General features: G+C 47.0%; 10 protein-coding genes and 1 pseudogene. 8 read left to right on the top strand and 3 right to left on the bottom strand.

Features of this window, described 5'->3' with window-relative positions; all coding sequences use genetic code 11:
* Nucleotides 1-56 precede the first annotated feature (56 nt).
* From AB6D58_RS18980 to AB6D58_RS18995, 4 genes and pseudogenes are all read left to right on the top strand, one after another.
* A pseudogene (locus AB6D58_RS18980) lies at nucleotides 57-1,376 on the top strand (sodium:solute symporter family protein); the annotation flags it as partial.
* 90 nt (nucleotides 1,377-1,466) lie between these two features.
* On the top strand, nucleotides 1,467-2,414 hold the full coding sequence (locus tag AB6D58_RS18985) for a sugar kinase (protein ID WP_017070149.1): 948 nt from the start codon (nucleotides 1,467-1,469) through the stop codon (nucleotides 2,412-2,414).
* A gap of 20 nt (nucleotides 2,415-2,434) precedes the next feature.
* Entirely contained in the window at nucleotides 2,435-3,064 is a 630-nt protein-coding gene (locus tag AB6D58_RS18990) for a bifunctional 4-hydroxy-2-oxoglutarate aldolase/2-dehydro-3-deoxy-phosphogluconate aldolase (RefSeq protein ID WP_055319259.1), read from the top strand.
* Between the two features lie 141 nt (nucleotides 3,065-3,205).
* Nucleotides 3,206-5,656: a family 20 glycosylhydrolase gene (locus AB6D58_RS18995; RefSeq protein WP_372158092.1), complete on the top strand. Its 2,451-nt coding sequence runs from the start codon at nucleotides 3,206-3,208 to the stop codon at nucleotides 5,654-5,656.
* Nucleotides 5,657-5,776: 120 nt separating this feature from the next.
* On the opposite strand, the gene AB6D58_RS19000 is transcribed toward AB6D58_RS18995, so the two are convergent.
* On the bottom strand, nucleotides 5,777-7,840 hold the full coding sequence (locus tag AB6D58_RS19000; RefSeq protein WP_017065171.1) for an ATP-binding protein: 2,064 nt from the start codon (nucleotides 7,838-7,840) through the stop codon (nucleotides 5,777-5,779).
* Between the two features lie 230 nt (nucleotides 7,841-8,070).
* On the opposite strand from AB6D58_RS19000, the gene AB6D58_RS19005 reads away from it, so the two are divergent.
* The 4 genes from AB6D58_RS19005 (at nucleotide 8,071) to lhgO (ending at nucleotide 14,345) form a co-directional block, all read left to right on the top strand.
* Nucleotides 8,071-9,411: a sigma-54 dependent transcriptional regulator gene (locus AB6D58_RS19005; RefSeq protein WP_102321268.1), complete on the top strand. Its 1,341-nt coding sequence runs from the start codon at nucleotides 8,071-8,073 to the stop codon at nucleotides 9,409-9,411.
* A gap of 317 nt (nucleotides 9,412-9,728) precedes the next feature.
* Nucleotides 9,729-10,742 carry a TAXI family TRAP transporter solute-binding subunit gene (locus AB6D58_RS19010; protein ID WP_017070144.1) on the top strand — a complete coding sequence of 338 codons (1,014 nt, stop codon included), beginning with the start codon at nucleotides 9,729-9,731 and terminating at the stop codon, nucleotides 10,740-10,742.
* Between the two features lie 184 nt (nucleotides 10,743-10,926).
* Nucleotides 10,927-13,104 carry a TRAP transporter permease gene (locus AB6D58_RS19015; RefSeq protein ID WP_372158095.1) on the top strand — a complete coding sequence of 726 codons (2,178 nt, stop codon included), beginning with the start codon at nucleotides 10,927-10,929 and terminating at the stop codon, nucleotides 13,102-13,104.
* Between the two features lie 26 nt (nucleotides 13,105-13,130).
* On the top strand, nucleotides 13,131-14,345 hold the full coding sequence (gene lhgO / locus AB6D58_RS19020; protein WP_102321265.1) for an L-2-hydroxyglutarate oxidase: 1,215 nt from the start codon (nucleotides 13,131-13,133) through the stop codon (nucleotides 14,343-14,345).
* Nucleotides 14,346-14,488: 143 nt separating this feature from the next.
* On the opposite strand, the gene AB6D58_RS19025 is transcribed toward lhgO, so the two are convergent.
* Nucleotides 14,489-16,045 (bottom strand): M28 family metallopeptidase, encoded by a 1,557-nt coding sequence (locus tag AB6D58_RS19025; RefSeq protein WP_372158098.1) that lies wholly within the window; start codon nucleotides 16,043-16,045, stop codon nucleotides 14,489-14,491.
* 143 nt (nucleotides 16,046-16,188) lie between these two features.
* Entirely contained in the window at nucleotides 16,189-18,558 is a 2,370-nt protein-coding gene (locus AB6D58_RS19030) for a M4 family metallopeptidase (RefSeq protein WP_372158101.1), read from the bottom strand.
* Nucleotides 18,559-18,700 lie beyond the last annotated feature (142 nt).

Below are 18,700 nucleotides of genomic sequence, written 5' to 3' on the forward strand. Positions count from 1 at the left end.
AAATGATCAGATCACAGGACTTGGAAAAGGTTCAACTAATTTAGGCAACAACGCCCTTCGGCTACGCAAATGGTTGGGCGGGTGCTCTGTACGGAATAGGCGGTGCTGTCGGCATCCTATTGCTTGCACTTTGGTTTGCTCCGGTTCGTAAACTGAACTTCATGACCATGAGTGAAGAGCTGGCTTATTACGTTGGCGCTAACCGAATCGTAAAAAACGTGGTTGGCCTACTTATCTTTATCGCGTCAATCGGTTGGTTAGGTGCGCACATTCTAGGTGGCGGCATGTACCTAGCGTGGATTGCAGACATCGACCTTAACCTTGCGAAAATTATTATTGCTGCAGCTTTCACTATCTACGTTGTTATCGGTGGTTACACAGCAGTTGTATGGACCGATACCATTCAAGCGATCATCCTTTTTGCTGGCTTCATCTTGATGGCGGTAATGTCTGTTGATCACATTGGTGGCATGGACAACCTTTACGCTGCGATGGACCCTGCTGCTACAAGCTTTTTAGCAATCGATAAACTGGGCATTCTGCCTGCTGTTTCTCTGGCTGTGGTTATCGGTGTGGGCGTACTTGCAACACCTTCATTCCGTCAGCGTATCTACTCTGGTAAAGATGTTTCAACTATCCGTCGCTCATTTGTCGCTTCTGGTGTGTTGTACCTTTTCTTCTCTATTATTCCAGCAATCATTGGTATGGCTGCGCACGCAATCGACCCATCATTGGATAACCCGAACTACTCGTTCCCATACGTAGCTGCAACGGTTCTTCCAGTTGGCGTAGGCATGATTGTTCTTATCGCAGGTCTATCAGCAACCATGTCGAGTGCAAGCTCAGATGCGATTGCCGGTGTATCTATCCTACTGCGTGACGTGTACGTGATGTTCACAGGCCGCGTACCAAACAAAGAATCAATGTTGAACTACTCTCGTCTAGCTTTGGTTGTGGTGATTGGCTTCGCACTACTGTTCGCACTGACGTCAAACGACATCATTGGCTACATCACTAAGATGATTTCAACGGTTATGTCGGGCATGTTTGTGTGCGGTATGTTGGGTAAATTCTGGAAACGCTACAACTGGCAAGGTGCGCTTGCAACACTAGCGGGTGCTTCTGTAGCTTCATTCGTAGTAATGTTAAACGCTGACTACACAGCCTTCTGGGGCAACCCAGTTATCCCATCATGTCTGTTTGCTCTAACGGCAGGTGTGGTTGTGAGCCTAGTGACTCCGGCTAACCAAGTAACACCTGAAATGGCAAAAGCGATTCTTGATGACGAGCGTGCTCTGATGGAGATGGAAATGTCTGAGACTGGCGTACTTGAAGAAGAAGCGGCACCTCAACGTCCTGCAAATCAAACAAGCTAAACCTAGTCTCCACAACTGGTTTGCTTAATTCAGGCCCTACTTAGTGGCAGGGCCTTCTCCCACATATATCTCTCTATTTTAGGATCGGCTATGCCTGCATCTTCTCATTTCAATATTGCTTTCTTTGGCGAATGTATGGTCGAAATCAGCGGCTCTCCATTAACCAAAAAGTTTGGCGGTGACACACTTAATACCGCACTTTACCTTTCTCGCTTAACTCAACATCAAAACCTCTCTGTGCACTATGCGACAGGGCTTGGCAGTGATGAGCTGTCTCAAAATATGATTGATAGCTGGCAACTAGAAGGCATTCAAACCAATTTCGTCGAACGCATTGCGAACAAGCTTCCTGGACTCTACATGGTTGAAACCGACGAGACAGGCGAGCGACACTTTCATTACTGGCGCAACGACGCGGCAGTCAAATCTTACTTTCAAGCTAGTGATCTGAATAAGCTTGAAATCGCCCTGACCGAGAAACAAGTCGATGCGGTTTACATCAGCGGTATCAGTATCGCGATTTTAGATGACGCCTATCGTGAGCGCTTATTCAAAGCTATTAGCGTGTTCTCAAATCAAGGCGGCAAGCTGATTTTTGATAACAACTATCGCCCGCAACTTTGGACGACTGAACAAGCTCAGCATTGGTACGCCAAGTTACTACCATTGGTCGACATTGCACTGATTACCGAAGACGACGACCTGCTGGTTTGGGGCAATGGCGAGAGCGTTCAACAACGCTGCCTTCGCTTAGGCTGCCAAGAGATCGTCATCAAACGTGGCTGTGAGCCATGCAAGATTGTTCAAGTTGAACAAGGCGATGTTGTTGAGAGTTATGTATCCGCGACTCGTGTTTCTAACGTGGTCGACACCTGCGCAGCAGGTGACTCCTTCGCTGCGGGTTATCTGGCGGCGCGTCTTACAGGTGAGAGCACCAATGATGCAGCTGAACTGGGTCACCAACTGGCTTCTACCGTTATTCAATACTCAGGCGCGATCATCCCGGTAAGCGCTATGAATCACTTAATTAAAAAATAGAAAAACAAAGCGAATTTATTATGTCTCAAGAAATGATCAACACACTTAAGCAGTTCAAAGTTATCCCTGTTATTCAAATCAACAAGGTGGAACATGCGATTCCACTAGCAAAAGTGTTAGTAGAAAACGGCCTGCCAGTCGCAGAAGTGACGTTCCGTACCGAAGCGGCAGCGGATTCGATTCGTGCGATGCGTGATGCCTACCCAGAGATGTGTATCGGTGCTGGTACAGTATTAACGCCAGCGCAGATCGACCTTGCGAAAGAGGCGGGCAGCGAATTCATCGTAGCACCGGGCCTGAATCCAAACACCGTAAAACGCTGCCAAGAGATCGGCATGCCAATCGTTCCGGGCGTAAACAACCCAAGCCAAGTAGAGCAAGCGCTAGAGCTTGGTCTTAACTTTTTGAAGTTCTTCCCAGCAGAAGCGTCTGGTGGGATCAATATGGTGAAATCTCTGTTAGCGCCATACGTTGATGTGTCTTTAATGCCAACGGGAGGTATCGGCAAGCACAACGTGAATGACTACCTAGCCGTGGATCGCGTGGTGTGCTGTGGCGGTACTTGGATGGTATCTCCGAAGATGATCGAGAACGAACAGTGGGATGAGATCGCGGTGTTGGTTCGTGAAGCGGTTGAGTTGGTTAGCTAATCATAAGTTTGTGAGCTCATTCGTTTTTCACAGACGATAGGCTTTGAGCTCACGATAAACAACAGCAGTGGCTGAAGGTTCTGTTTTGTGAATCGCCTCCGATAAACAAAACAGAACGTCCGTTATATAGGAAAACTAATAATGAAAAAAACTATATTGTCTCTATTGATTTCAAGTTCAGTAGTATCCCCAATGGCGTTAGCAATGGCTCCGAATACCGATCTAAATTTAATGCCGTATCCACAAACAGTCGAGCTGCAAGCTGGGCAAGTTAAGGTCGACGGTAACTTCAAGGTTTACATCAAAGGCTTTAACTCTGATCGCGTTGAATACACCGCGAAACGCTTTATCGATCGCCTAGAGCGCCAAACTGGCGTGCCGATTCTAAACTGGCAGGTTGATAGCGCAGACGAAGCGAACCTGATCATTGATATCGACGCGGCGCCAAAGTCTGAAGTACAGAACATCGACTCTGTAGAGTCTTACAAAATTACGACTCAGGGTGAGCAAATCACGCTGAGCGCACCAAGCCCATATGGCGCTATTCACGGCATCGAAACCCTTTTACAGCTCGTTGAAACCACAGCAACTGGCTACCATATTCCTGCCGTAACCATTGTTGATGAGCCCCGCTTTCGTTGGCGTGGAGTCTCTTACGATACCTCTCGTCACTTTATCGAATTCGATGTGCTGATTCGTCAGTTAGATGCGATGGCATCGGCGAAGATGAACGTTTTCCATTGGCACTTCTGGGACGATCAAGGTATCCGCATTCAAACGGAATCTTGGCCGCGTCTATGGTCAGAAACCACTGATGGTGATTACTACACCAAAGACCAAGTTCGTTACTTAGTTGAGTACGCTCGTAATCTTGGTATTCGTGTTATTCCAGAAGTTTCACTGCCGGGACACTCTTCTGCTGTGGCGCACGCTTACCCACGCTTGATGTCGGGTGGTGAAGGTCAAAGCTACGAACAAGAACGTGGCTGGGGTGTATTTGAGCCATTGATGGACCCACTTAACCCAGAGCTCTATGAAATGCTGGGCGACGTATTTGATGAAGTGACCGAGCTGTTCCCAGACGAGTATTTCCACATCGGTGGCGATGAGCCGAACTATGCGCAGTGGAAAAACAGCGAAAAGCACCAACAGTTCATTGAAGAGAACAGTATCGATGGTGAGCGTGGCCTGCAGTCTTACCTCAATGTAAAAGTTGAGAAGATGCTCGAAGAGCGCGGTAAGAAGATGACGGGTTGGGATGAGATCTGGCATAAAGATCTGCCAACTTCTATCGTGATTCAAAGCTGGCAAGGGCACGATAGTATCGGTCGTGCAGCGAAAGAGGGCTACCCAGGTATTCTTTCTACGGGTTACTACCTAGATCAACCTCAGCCAACTAGTTACCATTATCGCAACGATCCAATGCCAAGCGGCATCACGGTTGACGATAAGCTGCACAGTGGCGAAAAATTCGTGACTTACCAATGGCAGAAACCTCGTTCTAAAGGCGGCCCACGTAAGGGAACACTGACCATGATTGAAGCAAAAGACGGCACGTTCCGCGCATTCAGTGATTACAACGGCAAGTCTCGTGAAGAGATCTACATCCTTGATTACGTGCCGGGCAAAACCTTTGTCGGCCACTTCGATAACTTCATGTCGTACACCGAGTTCAACCTGAACCTAAATCCAAATGGGTTTGCGGAAGGTAGCTATCAGTTAATTGGTAACGTGCGCTGGCCAACCACAGGTGAAGTGATTGCGAGCAGTGATGTTGAAGGCAGCGTGATCCCTGAGCCAAATGGTGGCTACCCTGCAGAGTTAACCGACAAAGAAAAAGAGCTGATTTTAGGCGGCGAGATCACCATGTGGCTAGAAAACAAAGACAGCCTCACGGTTGAAAACTGCCTATGGCCACGTAGCTATGCAATTGCAGAGCGTTTCTGGTCGGATGCAGAACTGACCGACGAACGAAGCATGTATAAGCGCATGAAAGCAATGGATACATGGTCGGAAGTATCGGTAGGGCTACGTCATCACGCAGATGCTGATATGTTGTTGAAGCGCATTGCCAAAGGCCAAGATATTCACGACCTGCGCGTGCTAGCGAAATACACCGAGCCGGCTCAATACTATGCTCGCAACTGGGAAAAGTGGAACTCCACTGAACCTAAGGGCACCTTGTACAGCCAATACGAGCGCCTAAATCGCTTCGTGGATGCTTTGCCAGTAGAAAGCTACGCCGTGTATGAGATGCAAGACTTGGTCAATGACATGGCGACAGGCAATCAACAAGTGCTTGAGCAACTTGCTGAGCATTATCAGCAAGCAAAATCGGCTGCACTAGCGGCTAAAACTGTCTTCGTTGGCAACGTATCTTCGGTAGAGACTGTGGTGGTTGCAGAGAAAACCGTTGAAGTGGCAGACTTGGCGTTAACCTTGATTGCTAAAGCACAAGCAGGCGAGAAAGTAAGAGAAGCAGACGTGAATGCCTACCAAGCGATACTGTCTGATTCGGCGAAAATCTATGATGAATCGATCATCGCGATTGTGCGCCCAACAGAACTGTTGTTGAAGCAGTTAGCTGAGTAAGTCGTTAACGGATTAGTGAATAAGTCACACGCCAATAAGTGAATCAAAATCGCCCTCTGTGGGCGGTTTTTTAGTTCTAGCGCTTCAATAGAATGTGGAGTTCAAGGTCTGTGTAAGTAACTACTCACTATCGCTATTGTTTAGTGTTAACGTAAATGTCATGCCTTGGTCTGAATTGTTCTTCGCTATTAATGTGCCTTGCATATCGCGCACGTTGTTCGCTGTGATAGCCAACCCGAGCCCCAAGCCTTCGCCCATCTTTTTGTTGGTATGAAATGGTTCGAAAATGGTTTCGAGTTGATCTTCAGACACACCACAACCGTTATCTTGAACCTTGATGATCACGCGTTGTTGCTCGGTATGAGCGCTGATCACAATGGTTGCTGGTTTCTGATTCTGCGTGGCATCGACAGCGTTTCTAAGCAGGTTACCAAGCACTTGACGAAGTCGCGCCTCTTCTCCCATTACCATCGAAATATTGGAAGCGACACGCACGCGAATATCGACGTTTTCCAGTTCGGCTTGATGAATTCGCAGGGTTTCTTGCAGTGCGTCTGTCAGTGAAACTGGGTAAGGCTTTTCAAGTCTTTGGAAGGCGAACGACTTCAATTGGCTGGTCATGTTAGCCATTCTGTCGATCAGGCTCATGACTAAGTCCATGTTCGCTTTCAACATCTTGGTCTCGCCTCTTTCCATCAATAGCTGGTTACTTGAAAGTAGCGTTTTTAGGCCAGTAAGCGGCTGATTGAGTTCATGAGTAATCGCACTCGACATCCGCCCTAGTGCAGCCAGTTTGCTAGATTCGACAAGTTCTTGCTGCGCATCTTTTAGATCTTGAGTTCGCTCTTCGACCCGCAGTTGTAGCGTTTTATTGGCGTTTTGCACCGCAATTTCGGCTTTCTTACGTTTGCTGATATCGATTACGGTACACAGGTAGTAAGTCGTCGCATGCCAAGGAAAGGCGCTAATAGAGAATAAAACAGGGAAGTAGCTGCCATCGCTGCGTCTTGCCATGGTTTCGACGCTAGTTATCTCGGCCAGCTCTTGATGCTGCTCTAAGTTTTTGAGCAGTTGCAAGGTGGTTGAATTCGGATTACCTGCCTCAAATAACTGCCACGCCTTGATGTTATTGATCATTGAATCAGATAGTGAAAAGTAGTTCTTCGCCATCAGGTTGATATCGTGAATGCGTCCATGTTTATCGATCAGTATTAACCCAACATGGGTTTTATTGATCATCCCAGACAGTCGTTTCTCAGACTCTTCGATAAGCTTTTGGATTCGCAGATTGCTGAGCTTTTTCTGGCGTCTTTGGTAAAGAATAACCAACAGTAACAGAATGAAAAGACAGCCAACCGCCACACTCCAGCTGATCCAGTTCGTGGTCTGGTTGAGGCTGGTTAATGGCGTTAGGTAGGTTAAACGCCAATTCAGATCGTCTAACTTGATGGACTGAATTAGGTAATCTTTATCTTGCAATCGCCACACGCGAATATGGGTTTGGTCATACAGCTCACGTTTTGTCGCTGTGGGCTGAGAATTGAAGGTGTCATTGAACCAATCGGCACTCAACCTGTTGTCACTGGAGAGAAAGAACTGATCGCGAGGGTTCTGAAACAGTATCGCCTCACCATCGGCAAACCATTGATCGGTTAACAATGACAAATCGATTTGCACCGCGACAATGCCAACCACATCAGAGGCTCGATATACGGGTGCCGCTATGAAGTAATCGGGTGTCACGCCTTTGTTTTTTGTCACCACTGAAATCGCACCACCTTGTTGGTGGATCTTCGAAACAATTGTACTGGCGTTCTTATTGCTCAGTTTGCTTCTTTCAACACTCGATACCAACAAGTCCCCTTCGCCAGAAAGCAGATACCAGCCCTTGGTGTTGGCGGCTTTATCCAATTGAATCAGCTGCTTCTTAATGCGTTTTTCTAGGCGGGCTTCACCATCAATGAAGCGCACACTGGTTTCATCATTGGTTACTAGGTAGGGCAGATAATAGAAACGCTTAAGGGTTCGCCTTGCTTCGGCAATGTAGCCAAGGAAGCGCTGTTCGGCATAGCGTTGGGCTTGTTCAAGCTTCCACTGGCTGATGCCATTCTTGGTGGTGACCTGCACCAAACCAATCAATAAACAGGTACACAGGAATAACCAATATCGATTGTTATTCATCATTTCTGATCAAATCCCTTTAAAATTAGTGGCTTGCCTCTTTGAGCTAGTGGTTTGACAAGGTTTTATGTTTGCTTTTTAAGCGAATGGAGAGTGAGACAAATCGAAGCTAACAAACATTATTAAACTGTTAAAGGAGTGTTATTCAAAGTGGGAGCTAGCTCCTTTTCGTCTGAGGTTTTTTTACATACCGTGGACGATATTAATCAGATGTAGAGTGGCGGAACCAAACTATGCAGCGTATTGCTTTAATTGAAGATGACGCGATTGTGCGTCAAGCAACCAGCCAATGGTTGCAGCTGGCGGGCTTCGATGTCACCGCATTTGAAGTAGGACAAGATGCGTTAAACGCCGTAGAGCAGGGTGATTTTCAAACCATTATCACCGATGTTCGTTTACCTGATATTGATGGTGTTGATCTGCTAGGGCGTTTCAAAGGTCTTGTGCCAGATGTGCCTGTTATTTTGATTACTGGGCATGGTGATGTCGATATGGCGGTGAAAGCCTTACAGCAAGGTGCCTATGACTTCATTGAGAAGCCATTCGACCCAGAGCGTCTGTCTCAAACGGTATCGGAAGCGGTAGATAAACATCAAAGTGGCCAAGACAGAAACAGTCGTCAGAACTATCTGGATAACCTTAAGGGCATTGAACAGGTGCTGATCGGTCGCAGTAAGGTGATGTGTGAACTGCGCGAGCAAATCCAGAAAGTCGCTTCCATAGACACCAACGTGATCATCTATGGTGAAACGGGTTGTGGTAAAGAGCTGGTCGCCTCTTGCTTACATGAATTCAGCCAACGTAAAACCCATCCGTTTGTTCCGCTCAACTGTGGCGCAATCCCAGAAAATCTCTTTGAAAGCGAGCTGTTTGGACACGAAGCCGGAGCGTTTACTGGTGCGGCCAAACGACGCATTGGTAAGCTGGAATTTGCCGACAAAGGCACAGTGTTCCTTGATGAAATAGAGAGTATGCCGCTGTCGATGCAGGTAAAAGTGCTGCGCACCTTGCAAGATAATGTCGTCGAACGCGTGGGGGGGAATCAGCAACAACATGTTGATCTACGAGTGGTATCTGCCTCGAAAAGCGATCTACTGAATCACCCCGACTTTCGCCAAGATCTATTCTATCGTTTGAATGTTGCCCAGCTGCATTTGCCTCCACTCAGTGAGCGTGAAGAAGATGCCTTACTTTTGTTTGAACACTTCACCCAAGAAGCCAATTCCGAAACACGTATAGCCAGTGAGGCTGATCGCTATGCACTGCTCTCGTATGCGTGGCCGGGCAATGTGCGTGAACTGCGTAATGTTGCGATTCGTTTTGCATTGGATGAAAGCTTGACCGTTGGGGATATTTTGGCGTGTCGTCCCAATTCTGTCACAGAGTCCACAACGGCGGGCATCCCTTTGGCGGTTCAAGTACAGAGCTTTGAAAGGAAAGTGATTCATGATGCCTTAGTTCGTTATAAAGGGCGTATCAATGACGTGATGCAAGATTTGGATTTACCTCGTCGAACATTGAACCAAAAGATGGTGCGTTATGGGTTAAATCGAAGTGACTATGTTGACCCTTAGAGAGCGGCTTCATCGCAGTGCTTGTTGATTTTTAATGAGCAATAAATGGCTCATTGCATATTTATCAATTTACATACATTGATCACACAACTGCAACATAGTGTGACTTGCTTCCCGATCTACAGGTGTTAATTCCGGTAGCCGATAAGCCAAAAATGGCTTACTTAATAACAGGGGAATAAGCAAAAAACGGCTTATTTTGAATAGGTTTTAAAATAAAAGTAAATTAAAACAAATAGTTAAAAACTGGCATTACGCTTGCTATCTATTGTTGTTAACAAAAATATAACGTGAATAACCCTACATGGAGAGTAACAATGAAATACAACAAGCTGGTTAAAACTTTAGCGCTAGCAATGGCTTCTCTTGGCCTTATCAGTAATGCGTCAGCTGAAGAAGATCGCAGCTATATTTTAGCGACGGCTTCAACGGGTGGTACCTATTATCCAGTGGGTGTGGCCTTAGCGACATTGAGTAAAGTTAAGCTTGCGCCTAAGCAGCATTTTTCTTTAGCGGCTATCAGCTCTGCGGGCTCGGGTGAGAACGTAAAGTTGTTGAACGAGAACGAAGCTCAGTTCGCTATTCTACAAGGTTTGTATGGTGCTTGGGCTTGGCAGGGTTTAGGGCCATATGAGAAATCTGGCAGACAAACTCAACTGCGTTCAGTTTCCATGTTATGGCAAAACGTAGAACACTTTATTGTGCGTTCAGATCTAGCAAAAACAGGTACGGTAAGCGATCTAGAGAACCTAAACGGTAAGAAATTCTCTATCGGTAAGAAGAACTCTGGGACTGAAAACTCAGGTCGTCAAATCATGCAAGGCTTATCCGTGGACCCAGAACAATTTAAACTCGCCTTTATGGGTTATGGTGGCAGTGCGAGCGCATTACAAAATGGCACAATTGATGGTATGAACACGCCTGCTGGTGTTCCTGTTGGTGCGGTGACGCAAGCCTTTGCAGCACTGGGTGAAGATATTCAAATCTTGTCGTTTACCGATGCACAAATCAAACAAGCGAATGGCGATTACAATATCTGGACCAAGTACGAGATCCCAGCAAACACTTATCCAGGTGTCGACAAACCAATTACTACGATTGCCCAACCTAACTTCCTAGCAGTTCGCGAAGACATTTCTGAAGACGATGTGTATCAACTGACCAAAGCTATCTATGAAAACCTACCTTTCCTGCAAGGTATCCATAAAGCAACCAAAGCAATGGCACTTGAGAAAGGGATCGCAGGTCTGCCTGTTCCTCTTCACCCAGGCGCTGCACGTTATTATCGAGAGATGGGCATCGAGATCCCTTCTGAGTTGATCGTTAACTAGCTTATCTTTTGTCAGGTAACTATTGGTTCGTGAGCTAATGATTTGTCGCGAACTAACTGTTTGTCATCAACTAACCCCTTCGTGACTTAATTGCTTGGTGCACGTTCGCTCAAGAATGTGTTCGTGCACCTCCTCACTTTATGGATTTTCTCTTCGTGTTTGCTGCGGAGAGCAGGAGTTTTCTATGAGCGATTCGCTGCAGCAGGAACTGAAAAAATTTGAACTGCCGACCCGAACGGATTTTCCGTGGGTGGGCAAAGCAATAACGACAATGGGAGTGCTCCTCTCGTTGTTACACATTTGGTTTAACACCTTATCTACCTTGCCGGAACTTTGGGTTTCGGCGACCCATTTTGCTGGCTTCGCGATTATATGCGCGCTTTGGTATCCCGCCCACATTTCACTTAAAAATAGCAAAATCGCCTTAGCCGTTGATATCGGTATTGCCCTCGCTGCTCTGGCTTGTCTTATCTATATTCCCTTTGCGGAAGACGCTCTTTATGAGCGAGGCGTGAAGTTCATCGCCAGTGATTGGTTCTTCTCTATCTTGGCGATTGCCATCGTTATTGAGTTGATTCGCCGCACCATGGGTTGGTTCATTCCGGTACTTATCTTGGTGTGTTTGAGCTATGTGGTACTTTGGGGACAATGGACCAGCGGTATCTTTCACTTTCCAGGCCTGAGCCTTGAAACATTGCTTTATCGAAGCTTTTACTCATCAGAAGGTATGTTCGGTTCGATCTCAAGAATCAGTTGGACCTTCGTGTTCATGTTCATCCTATTTGGCGCATTCTTAGTGCGTTCGGGGGTGGGTGATTTCATTATTGATGTGTCTCGCGCCGCCGCTGGCAAGGTGATTGGCGGCCCCGGTTTCATTGCCGTGATTGGCTCTGGTTTGATGGGCTCGGTCTCCGGCTCGAGTGTAGCAAATACCGTATCGACGGGCGTAATCAGTATTCCTTTGATGCAAAAGGCGGGCTTCCCTTCGCGTTTCGCAGCGGGTGTTGAAGCGGCTGCGTCTACTGGCGGGCAGCTGATGCCACCTGTGATGGGTGCGGGCGCGTTTATCATGGCGTCTTACACGCAAATTCCTTATGTCGATATTATTGCGGTTTCCTTCGTTCCTGCGCTTATCTACTTTTTGTCTGTGGCATTCTTCGTGCGCATCGAAGCAAAACGCAGTGGTGTGCAAAAGGTGACTTCTGGCTGTGAGCCTCTATTGAAAGTATTGCTGTCGGGTTGGCACAACCTGATCCCATTAGCGGTGTTAGTGACTCTGTTGGTGAAGGGCTTTACGCCGACTTACGCTGCGGGCATCTCGATTCTGTCTGTCGTGGTGGCTTCATGGTTCTCTAAAAATCACAAAATGGGTCCAAAGGCGATCATCGAAGCGCTTTCTCAAGGCGCAAAAAACATGGCGACCACGGCTGTGTTGCTAGTGGGCATTGGTCTGGTGATCAACGTGATCAGCACGACTGGCATTGGTAACACCTTTTCTTTAATGATCAACAGCTGGGCGAACGGCGATTTGTTGGTGATGATCGCCTTAATTGCACTGGCGTCTTTGATTCTGGGCATGGGGTTACCAGTAACCGCGGCTTATATCGTGTTGGGTACTCTGTCTGCACCAGCTTTGTATAAACTGATTGCTGAAAGTCAGTTGCTCGACCTGTTGGTTTCGGGACAGTTACCGGAACAGGCGAAAGCTATCTTCATGTTGGCTGCGCCAGATAAGCTTGATTTGCTGAACGCGCCAATGGCACTTGAAACAGCCAAAGAGATGATTGCGTTAGTCCCTGCTGATTTTGTGGAAACTCTGCTTGAACAGAGCCTTGGCTTAGAAGCGATCAGCCTTGCACTGCTTTCTGCCCACTTGATCATTTTCTGGCTATCGCAAGACAGCAACGTGACTCCGCCTGTTTGTTTAACTGCATTTGCGGCTGCAACCATTGCTAAAACACCCCCGATGAGAACGGGATTAATGGCATGGAAGATAGCCAAAGGCTTGTATTTAGTGCCGTTGTTGATTGCCTACACTAACTTGGTGAGTTGGGATATTACCTCGGTATTGGTCACTGGTGGTTTTGCTATTATTGGCACTTACGCATTTATCGCGGCGATTGAAGGCTATCTAGAGAGCGAAATTAATGTCATTACTCGAGTAGTGTTGGTAGTAATAGGTGCAGCTTTAGTATGGCCTGATGTTTCAGTCGTGATTCGCTTGGTATGTGTCGCCATTTTTGTTGGCATCTTCATCTACAGCGGTCGTAAATACGATGCAAATCAAGTTAAAAAAGAATCAGAAAGTGAGGAACAAAAGTTACCTCAAACTGGGTCTAACACCGTCGCGTCTTCCCTATAATTAAAAGGATTGAATGTAGGAATATTATGAACTCAACATACGACTATATTATCGTTGGTGGTGGCATTGTTGGCGTGTCGACGGCATGGCAATTACAGCAAGCTCACCCTGATAAAAGTATCCTTTTAGTCGAAAAGGAGCGTGGATTCGCGCAGCACCAAACTGGCCATAACAGTGGTGTGATTCACGCTGGCGTTTACTACGCTCCGGGCAGTTTAAAGGCGGATTTTTGTAAGCGTGGCGTAGAGCGCACCATCGCCTTTTGCAGTCAACACGATATCCCTGTCGAAAACTGTGGCAAGCTGTTGGTCGCGACCAATGAGCAGGAAGTGGAGCGCATGAACGCGCTCTATCAACGTTGTCATGATAACGATATTGATGTCGACCTCTTAGATCAAGCGCAACTGAAACTTGCAGAGCCTAACATCACCGGTTTGGGCGCGATTTATGTCAAAACCACCAGTATCGTGGACTACAAAAAAGTCACCGAAGTGATGGCTCAAGAGTTTGTTGAAGCGGGTGGTAAGCTCAGTCTAGGCACGGAAGTGATTATGGCGGATGAGCAAGAAGATGAGGTGCAGTTAACGTGCAAAGTCGATGGTCAGACTCTTCAACTGAATAGTCGATTCTTGATCACTTGCTCTGGTTTGATGGCCGACAGAATGACCAGCATGCTTGGCATTGAAACCGACTTCCAAATCGTCCCTTATCGCGGTGAATATTATCAGTTGGACGCTAAGCACAACCAAGTGGTGAATCATCTTATCTATCCGATCCCTGACCCAGAACTGCCTTTCTTGGGCGTGCATTTAACACGCATGATTGATGGCTCCGTAACAGTAGGGCCAAATGCAGTTCAAGGCTGGAAGCGAGAAGGTTATGGCAAGCTTAACTTTAGCTTCAAGGACACTTGGCAGATGCTGAGCTTTGTGGGTTTTTGGAAAGTGACTGCGAATCACTTGAAAACGGGTTTGGTCGAGTTTAAGAACTCGTGGTGGAAACCGGGATATCTAAAGCTAGTGAACAAATACTGCCCGAGTATTACGGTTGATGATTTTAAGCCTTATCCTGCTGGGATTCGTGCTCAAGCGGTGCTGAAAGATGGCACCTTGGTTCATGATTTCCTGTTTGCCGAAAGCCCAAGAAGCTTACATGTATGTAACGCGCCATCACCGGCTGCGACCTCTGCAATGCCGATTGGTGAGTACATCTGTGGCAAGGTAATGAAAAAGACGGCTTGATGATAACTAAAGGTTATTAAGTTGAGATGCTCTCCGAAGACAATAAAAAATCCGCAAGCTCCAATCTATTTATGATCGTGGGCTTGCGGATTTTTAGTTTTAGCCGTGTTTGCTAGGTTTAATTGTTAGTCAATTAACCAACCTTAAAGCCAATCAGGAACGAAGTTAGCGACGATGGTGACATCACTAAAGTTACGGTAACCGCGCACCATGATGTTGAATTCCCCCGCAGGCATGTCTAATGCACACTGTTCGTTGCTGCTGTTCTGGTATGGACGGCAATCGTAGCTCGCTTTCGATACGTTGCCGTTGTGTTTCACGTAAAGGTCGGCATCGCCACTTCGAGGGCCGGTTAACGTTACTGTTAACTGACCTGCATTTTGAGTCGTAAATGTGAAGAACTGCTCTTCACCATATCCTGCAGTAAGTCCTTCAACAGGCACGTCATTTTGCAGCTCTTTAGGGCCTGCAACGGGCGAATCAAGGCTGGTTTCGACAAGGTAAGCAATGGCCAGTTTGGCGAACTTGGTCGCGTGTGTCGCCGTTGGATCGGAATTCTCAAGCGTGTCGTGCTGGGTATGAATACTTGGGTTGTAGTCGTTGAACATGCTCTCGAATGGCATGGCGGCTGGGTAGCCAACATTGTGCCAAGAGGCGTGGTCAGAACAGGCATAGCCACAATCATCGAAACCGTAACTGATGTCGCTCGCGTAAGTGTCGATTAGCTCGCTTAAGTAGGCGGTGAGGTTGCTGTCGGTGTAGTCCGTGATGAAGGTGATATCGTGCGCAGAACCGTTGTAGTTGGTCATGTCTAATTGCAATACGGACAAAACGTTGGCTTGCTCATCTCTTAAAGCGTTGGCGACATCTTGTGAGCCACGTAGCCCTACTTCTTCAGCAGCATAACCATAGAACTTAATGGTTTTGTCTGGTTGAATGCCACTGGCGATCATCAGGCGAAGCGACTCTGTTACCGTTGCAATGCCAGACGCATCATCATCGGCTCCCGGTGAGATGGTGCCTTCGCTTGTCCAAGATCCAACGGTCGAATCAAGGTGTCCACCAACCACGACGATCTCTTCAGGATATTTAGCGCCAAGCAGTGTCACTTCAACGGATTTCTGTGGGTATTCGGCATGCGTGATCTGGCGTGCAGACGCATACGGCACATCTTTAATTTCCGTCTCCCAACGTTCTAAAAGCCAATCTGAAGCAGCGACACCAGTAGAAGTAGTATAAAAACGGTTGGTGAAGTTGGTTAGATTTTCGATGGTCGTGACCATGTTGTTCGGCTCGACCTGAGCGAGTAGGTCGTTCACCGTATCTTGATGGCTGATAACTGGCTTTTCGAAGTTGCTCATGGTCAGTGGCATAGCTGCCGCTTTGAGTGCGCTTGCTTTGTCTTCGTGCACCATGTAGCCACCACAACGGTGGGTTTCTTCGTGCATGTGGCTAGATAGTTTCGCCAGCTCTTTCTGGTTGATTTTCGCGACGATGGAATGCTTGTTTCCGGTCACGCTTGGATAAACCGTTGCGCCATGCTGAGTCATTATATGCTGTGCGTCAGCATCGGTGGTGATCCAAACTTCTTCGTTCGCTGGTGGTGTGATACCTAGGGATGCGTAAGCCGAAGTACTGTTGATTAAGGCTAAAGAGCCTCCGAGCACAGCCAAAGCTAGCATGCTTTTTTGAATAGCCATTTATCGTCCTTTTTATGGTGAGTATTGTTATGTTGATGGGGGTGATTTTTGTGTAATACGTGGATGTTTTTGTGTAGATGTTTCATTTTCTGAACAGTTAACCGCGAAAAGGGCCCCTTTCGGAGCCCTGAATTTACTATCGATTATTGTGTTTTAATGAAACGGTAATGCTTGGTTTCTGAACAGATATCGCTTGAGGTACATACTTGGTACTCCACATCTACTGTTCCGTTATGACGGAACTTGTCGACGTATGAGTTGAAGTCTGTTGCACTAACATTCTTGCCATTGCGCTTAATCACGAAGTAGTCGTTGGTGTCGTAATCCCATGCCAGCTTAACGCGAGCTTTGCCGTTCGGGTTTTTGTTACCAAACTTCAGTTTTAGCGGGAAGCCTTCTGCTGAGTCACCTTCAATCGTGATCGACTTGCTGGTTGATGTTGCAACGCCTGCATCGTCAGTCACGGTTAGAGTTACCACGTAGTCGCCAGCTTCAGCGTAGGTATAACGAGTCACTTCACCGGTTTGCGTGTTGCCATCGCCTAGGTTCCATTGGTAAGAGACGATCTGGCCATCGCTGTCCGAACTTGTGCTACGCAGCTCTACTTCTTTACCGACAATCGTGTGTTCGAAAGAAGAGACGGGCGGCACGTTAGCGCTGCCTGATTCGTACGACGCTTTCAGATTTGCACCTGCGTAATCTGAGTAACCTAGAACGTTAACCGTGTAACGACCTGCGGTTGGGCTTTCAATCACACACACTTCATCGGTCACGGTTTCGCTCTTACAGATATTCTCCTGAGAGCTTGGCGCATAATCTAGGCCGACATAAATATCTGGGTCACCCGTAGACACAGCAAGATCAATCGTCAGTTTCTCTTGACCTGATGGTACTTCGATATCAAAGTAAGTTTTCGAACCTGTTTCACCAGCAACTGCGGCTTCAACACCATTTTCAAGGCGTTGATATTCCGGTTCTGGTGGCAGTGGTGGTTCGCCACACGGTGACACACCCACTAAGTTAAACGCAGAAACAACATCATCGGCACTGTAGCCAAGGTCGGTTGCTGAGTTTTTCACGCCACAAGCACCCTGCCAGAAGTCGCTGTTTTCAGACCAGTAGATCTGGTTGGCTAACACGAACAGTTCGAACGCTTTCTTGGTATCCCAACCTTGTGTGGTTGCAAGATGGTAGAACGCCTTGTTGAACACGCCAGAGCTGTAGTGCACGTTTAAGCCATCGTAGTACTCGGATGCATTGTTGATTGAAGAGCCATCGCGTGATGGATCGTCCATGTAACGCAGTGCACCTTCGCCTTTAAAGATATTGCGTCCGACCATCCAGTCGTTGGTGCCTTTCATGTAGTATTCAGCCGCTTCACCCGCCATGTCCGAGAATGCTTCGTTCATACCGCCGGATTGGTTTGCGTATATCAAACCTGAGTTTTGCTCAGTGAAACCGTGGCTCACTTCATGGGCTGATACATCTAGGCTAACAAGCGGGTAAAAGAAGCTTTCACCATCACCAAACGTCATGGCTCTGCCGTCCCAAAATGCATTCTCGTAGTTTTCACCGTAGTGAACACGCATCATGAGCTTGAAGGAGAGTGGCGCTGTGTCGAACCAGTTTTTATACATATCGAACACGATGTTGCCAAAGTAATGGGCATCGTTGAGTGGTGAGAATGCGCCGTTCACTGCTTTATATTCGTTACGAGGACATTCATAGCTGTAAGTGGTGTCGCCGTCGGTCGCGCCATTAAGGTCAACGGTAACGACATTTTCAGACTCCATTACACACTCTGTGCCCACTTCTTGAACATCAAGGTAGTGGTAGTCGGTGCCGTATTCGTACATGCCGGTTTTTTCGTTGCCGCCAGGGCCAGTACCGATCTGAGCATGGGCAATACCTTCCCAGCGGTCGATGACTTCGCCTGTGTGCGCGTCTAGCATGGTGAACGGTCGAGTCGGCTGTTCACTGCCTTCTACTAGGTAATAGACAACGTACACTAGTCGTGTTTTATCTACGCTTTGCTGTCCGATGCCTTGCTTCACAGAGCCTTGATAGATAAATAGCTGATGTTGAACGTTGTCTAGAGATTTGCTGGTTAAGCCCTGAACTTTGAGATCTTTACTCGCAAGCTCAACCGCTTGAGCGCTGTTGATTGATGGCTTAACAAAAGATCGCTCTAAGGTCGTTGTTTTAAGGTAGCGACCTTGAACGGACTTAAGTGCGCCACCTTGGACACTTTGGGTGGCATTTAGGTAATGTCCCCATACCGGTGTTCCCCAGATGTTCTGCTGGATCTTAACTTTATAGATACCACGCTTTTTCAGGTTTACTTCTTTCACCATCTTGAAGTTAGAGGCGTTACTGACTCCTAACTGAGCGTTTAACCCAGAAAAGCTAGTAAAGTTGATCGGTTGATCGATGTTAACGGATTCACTTGCATGTACTGATAAAGACATAGCACTGGCTATAGCAACGGCAACTAAACGCTTTTTCATTTTCATTGTTATTTTCTCTTTCCATGTAAAATCCATGAAAACGTAACAAAATTATCACAACGAATTTACATCATTCGATCTGATTAATTAGTAGCATGGCAATGATCTCTTTTATTCATGAAACTTATATTTCTCGTATTTACAGATA

Origin of the sequence: Vibrio sp. 10N.239.312.D08 (genome assembly GCF_041466145.1) — a bacterium.
GTDB lineage: Bacteria > Pseudomonadota > Gammaproteobacteria > Enterobacterales > Vibrionaceae > Vibrio > Vibrio crassostreae_C.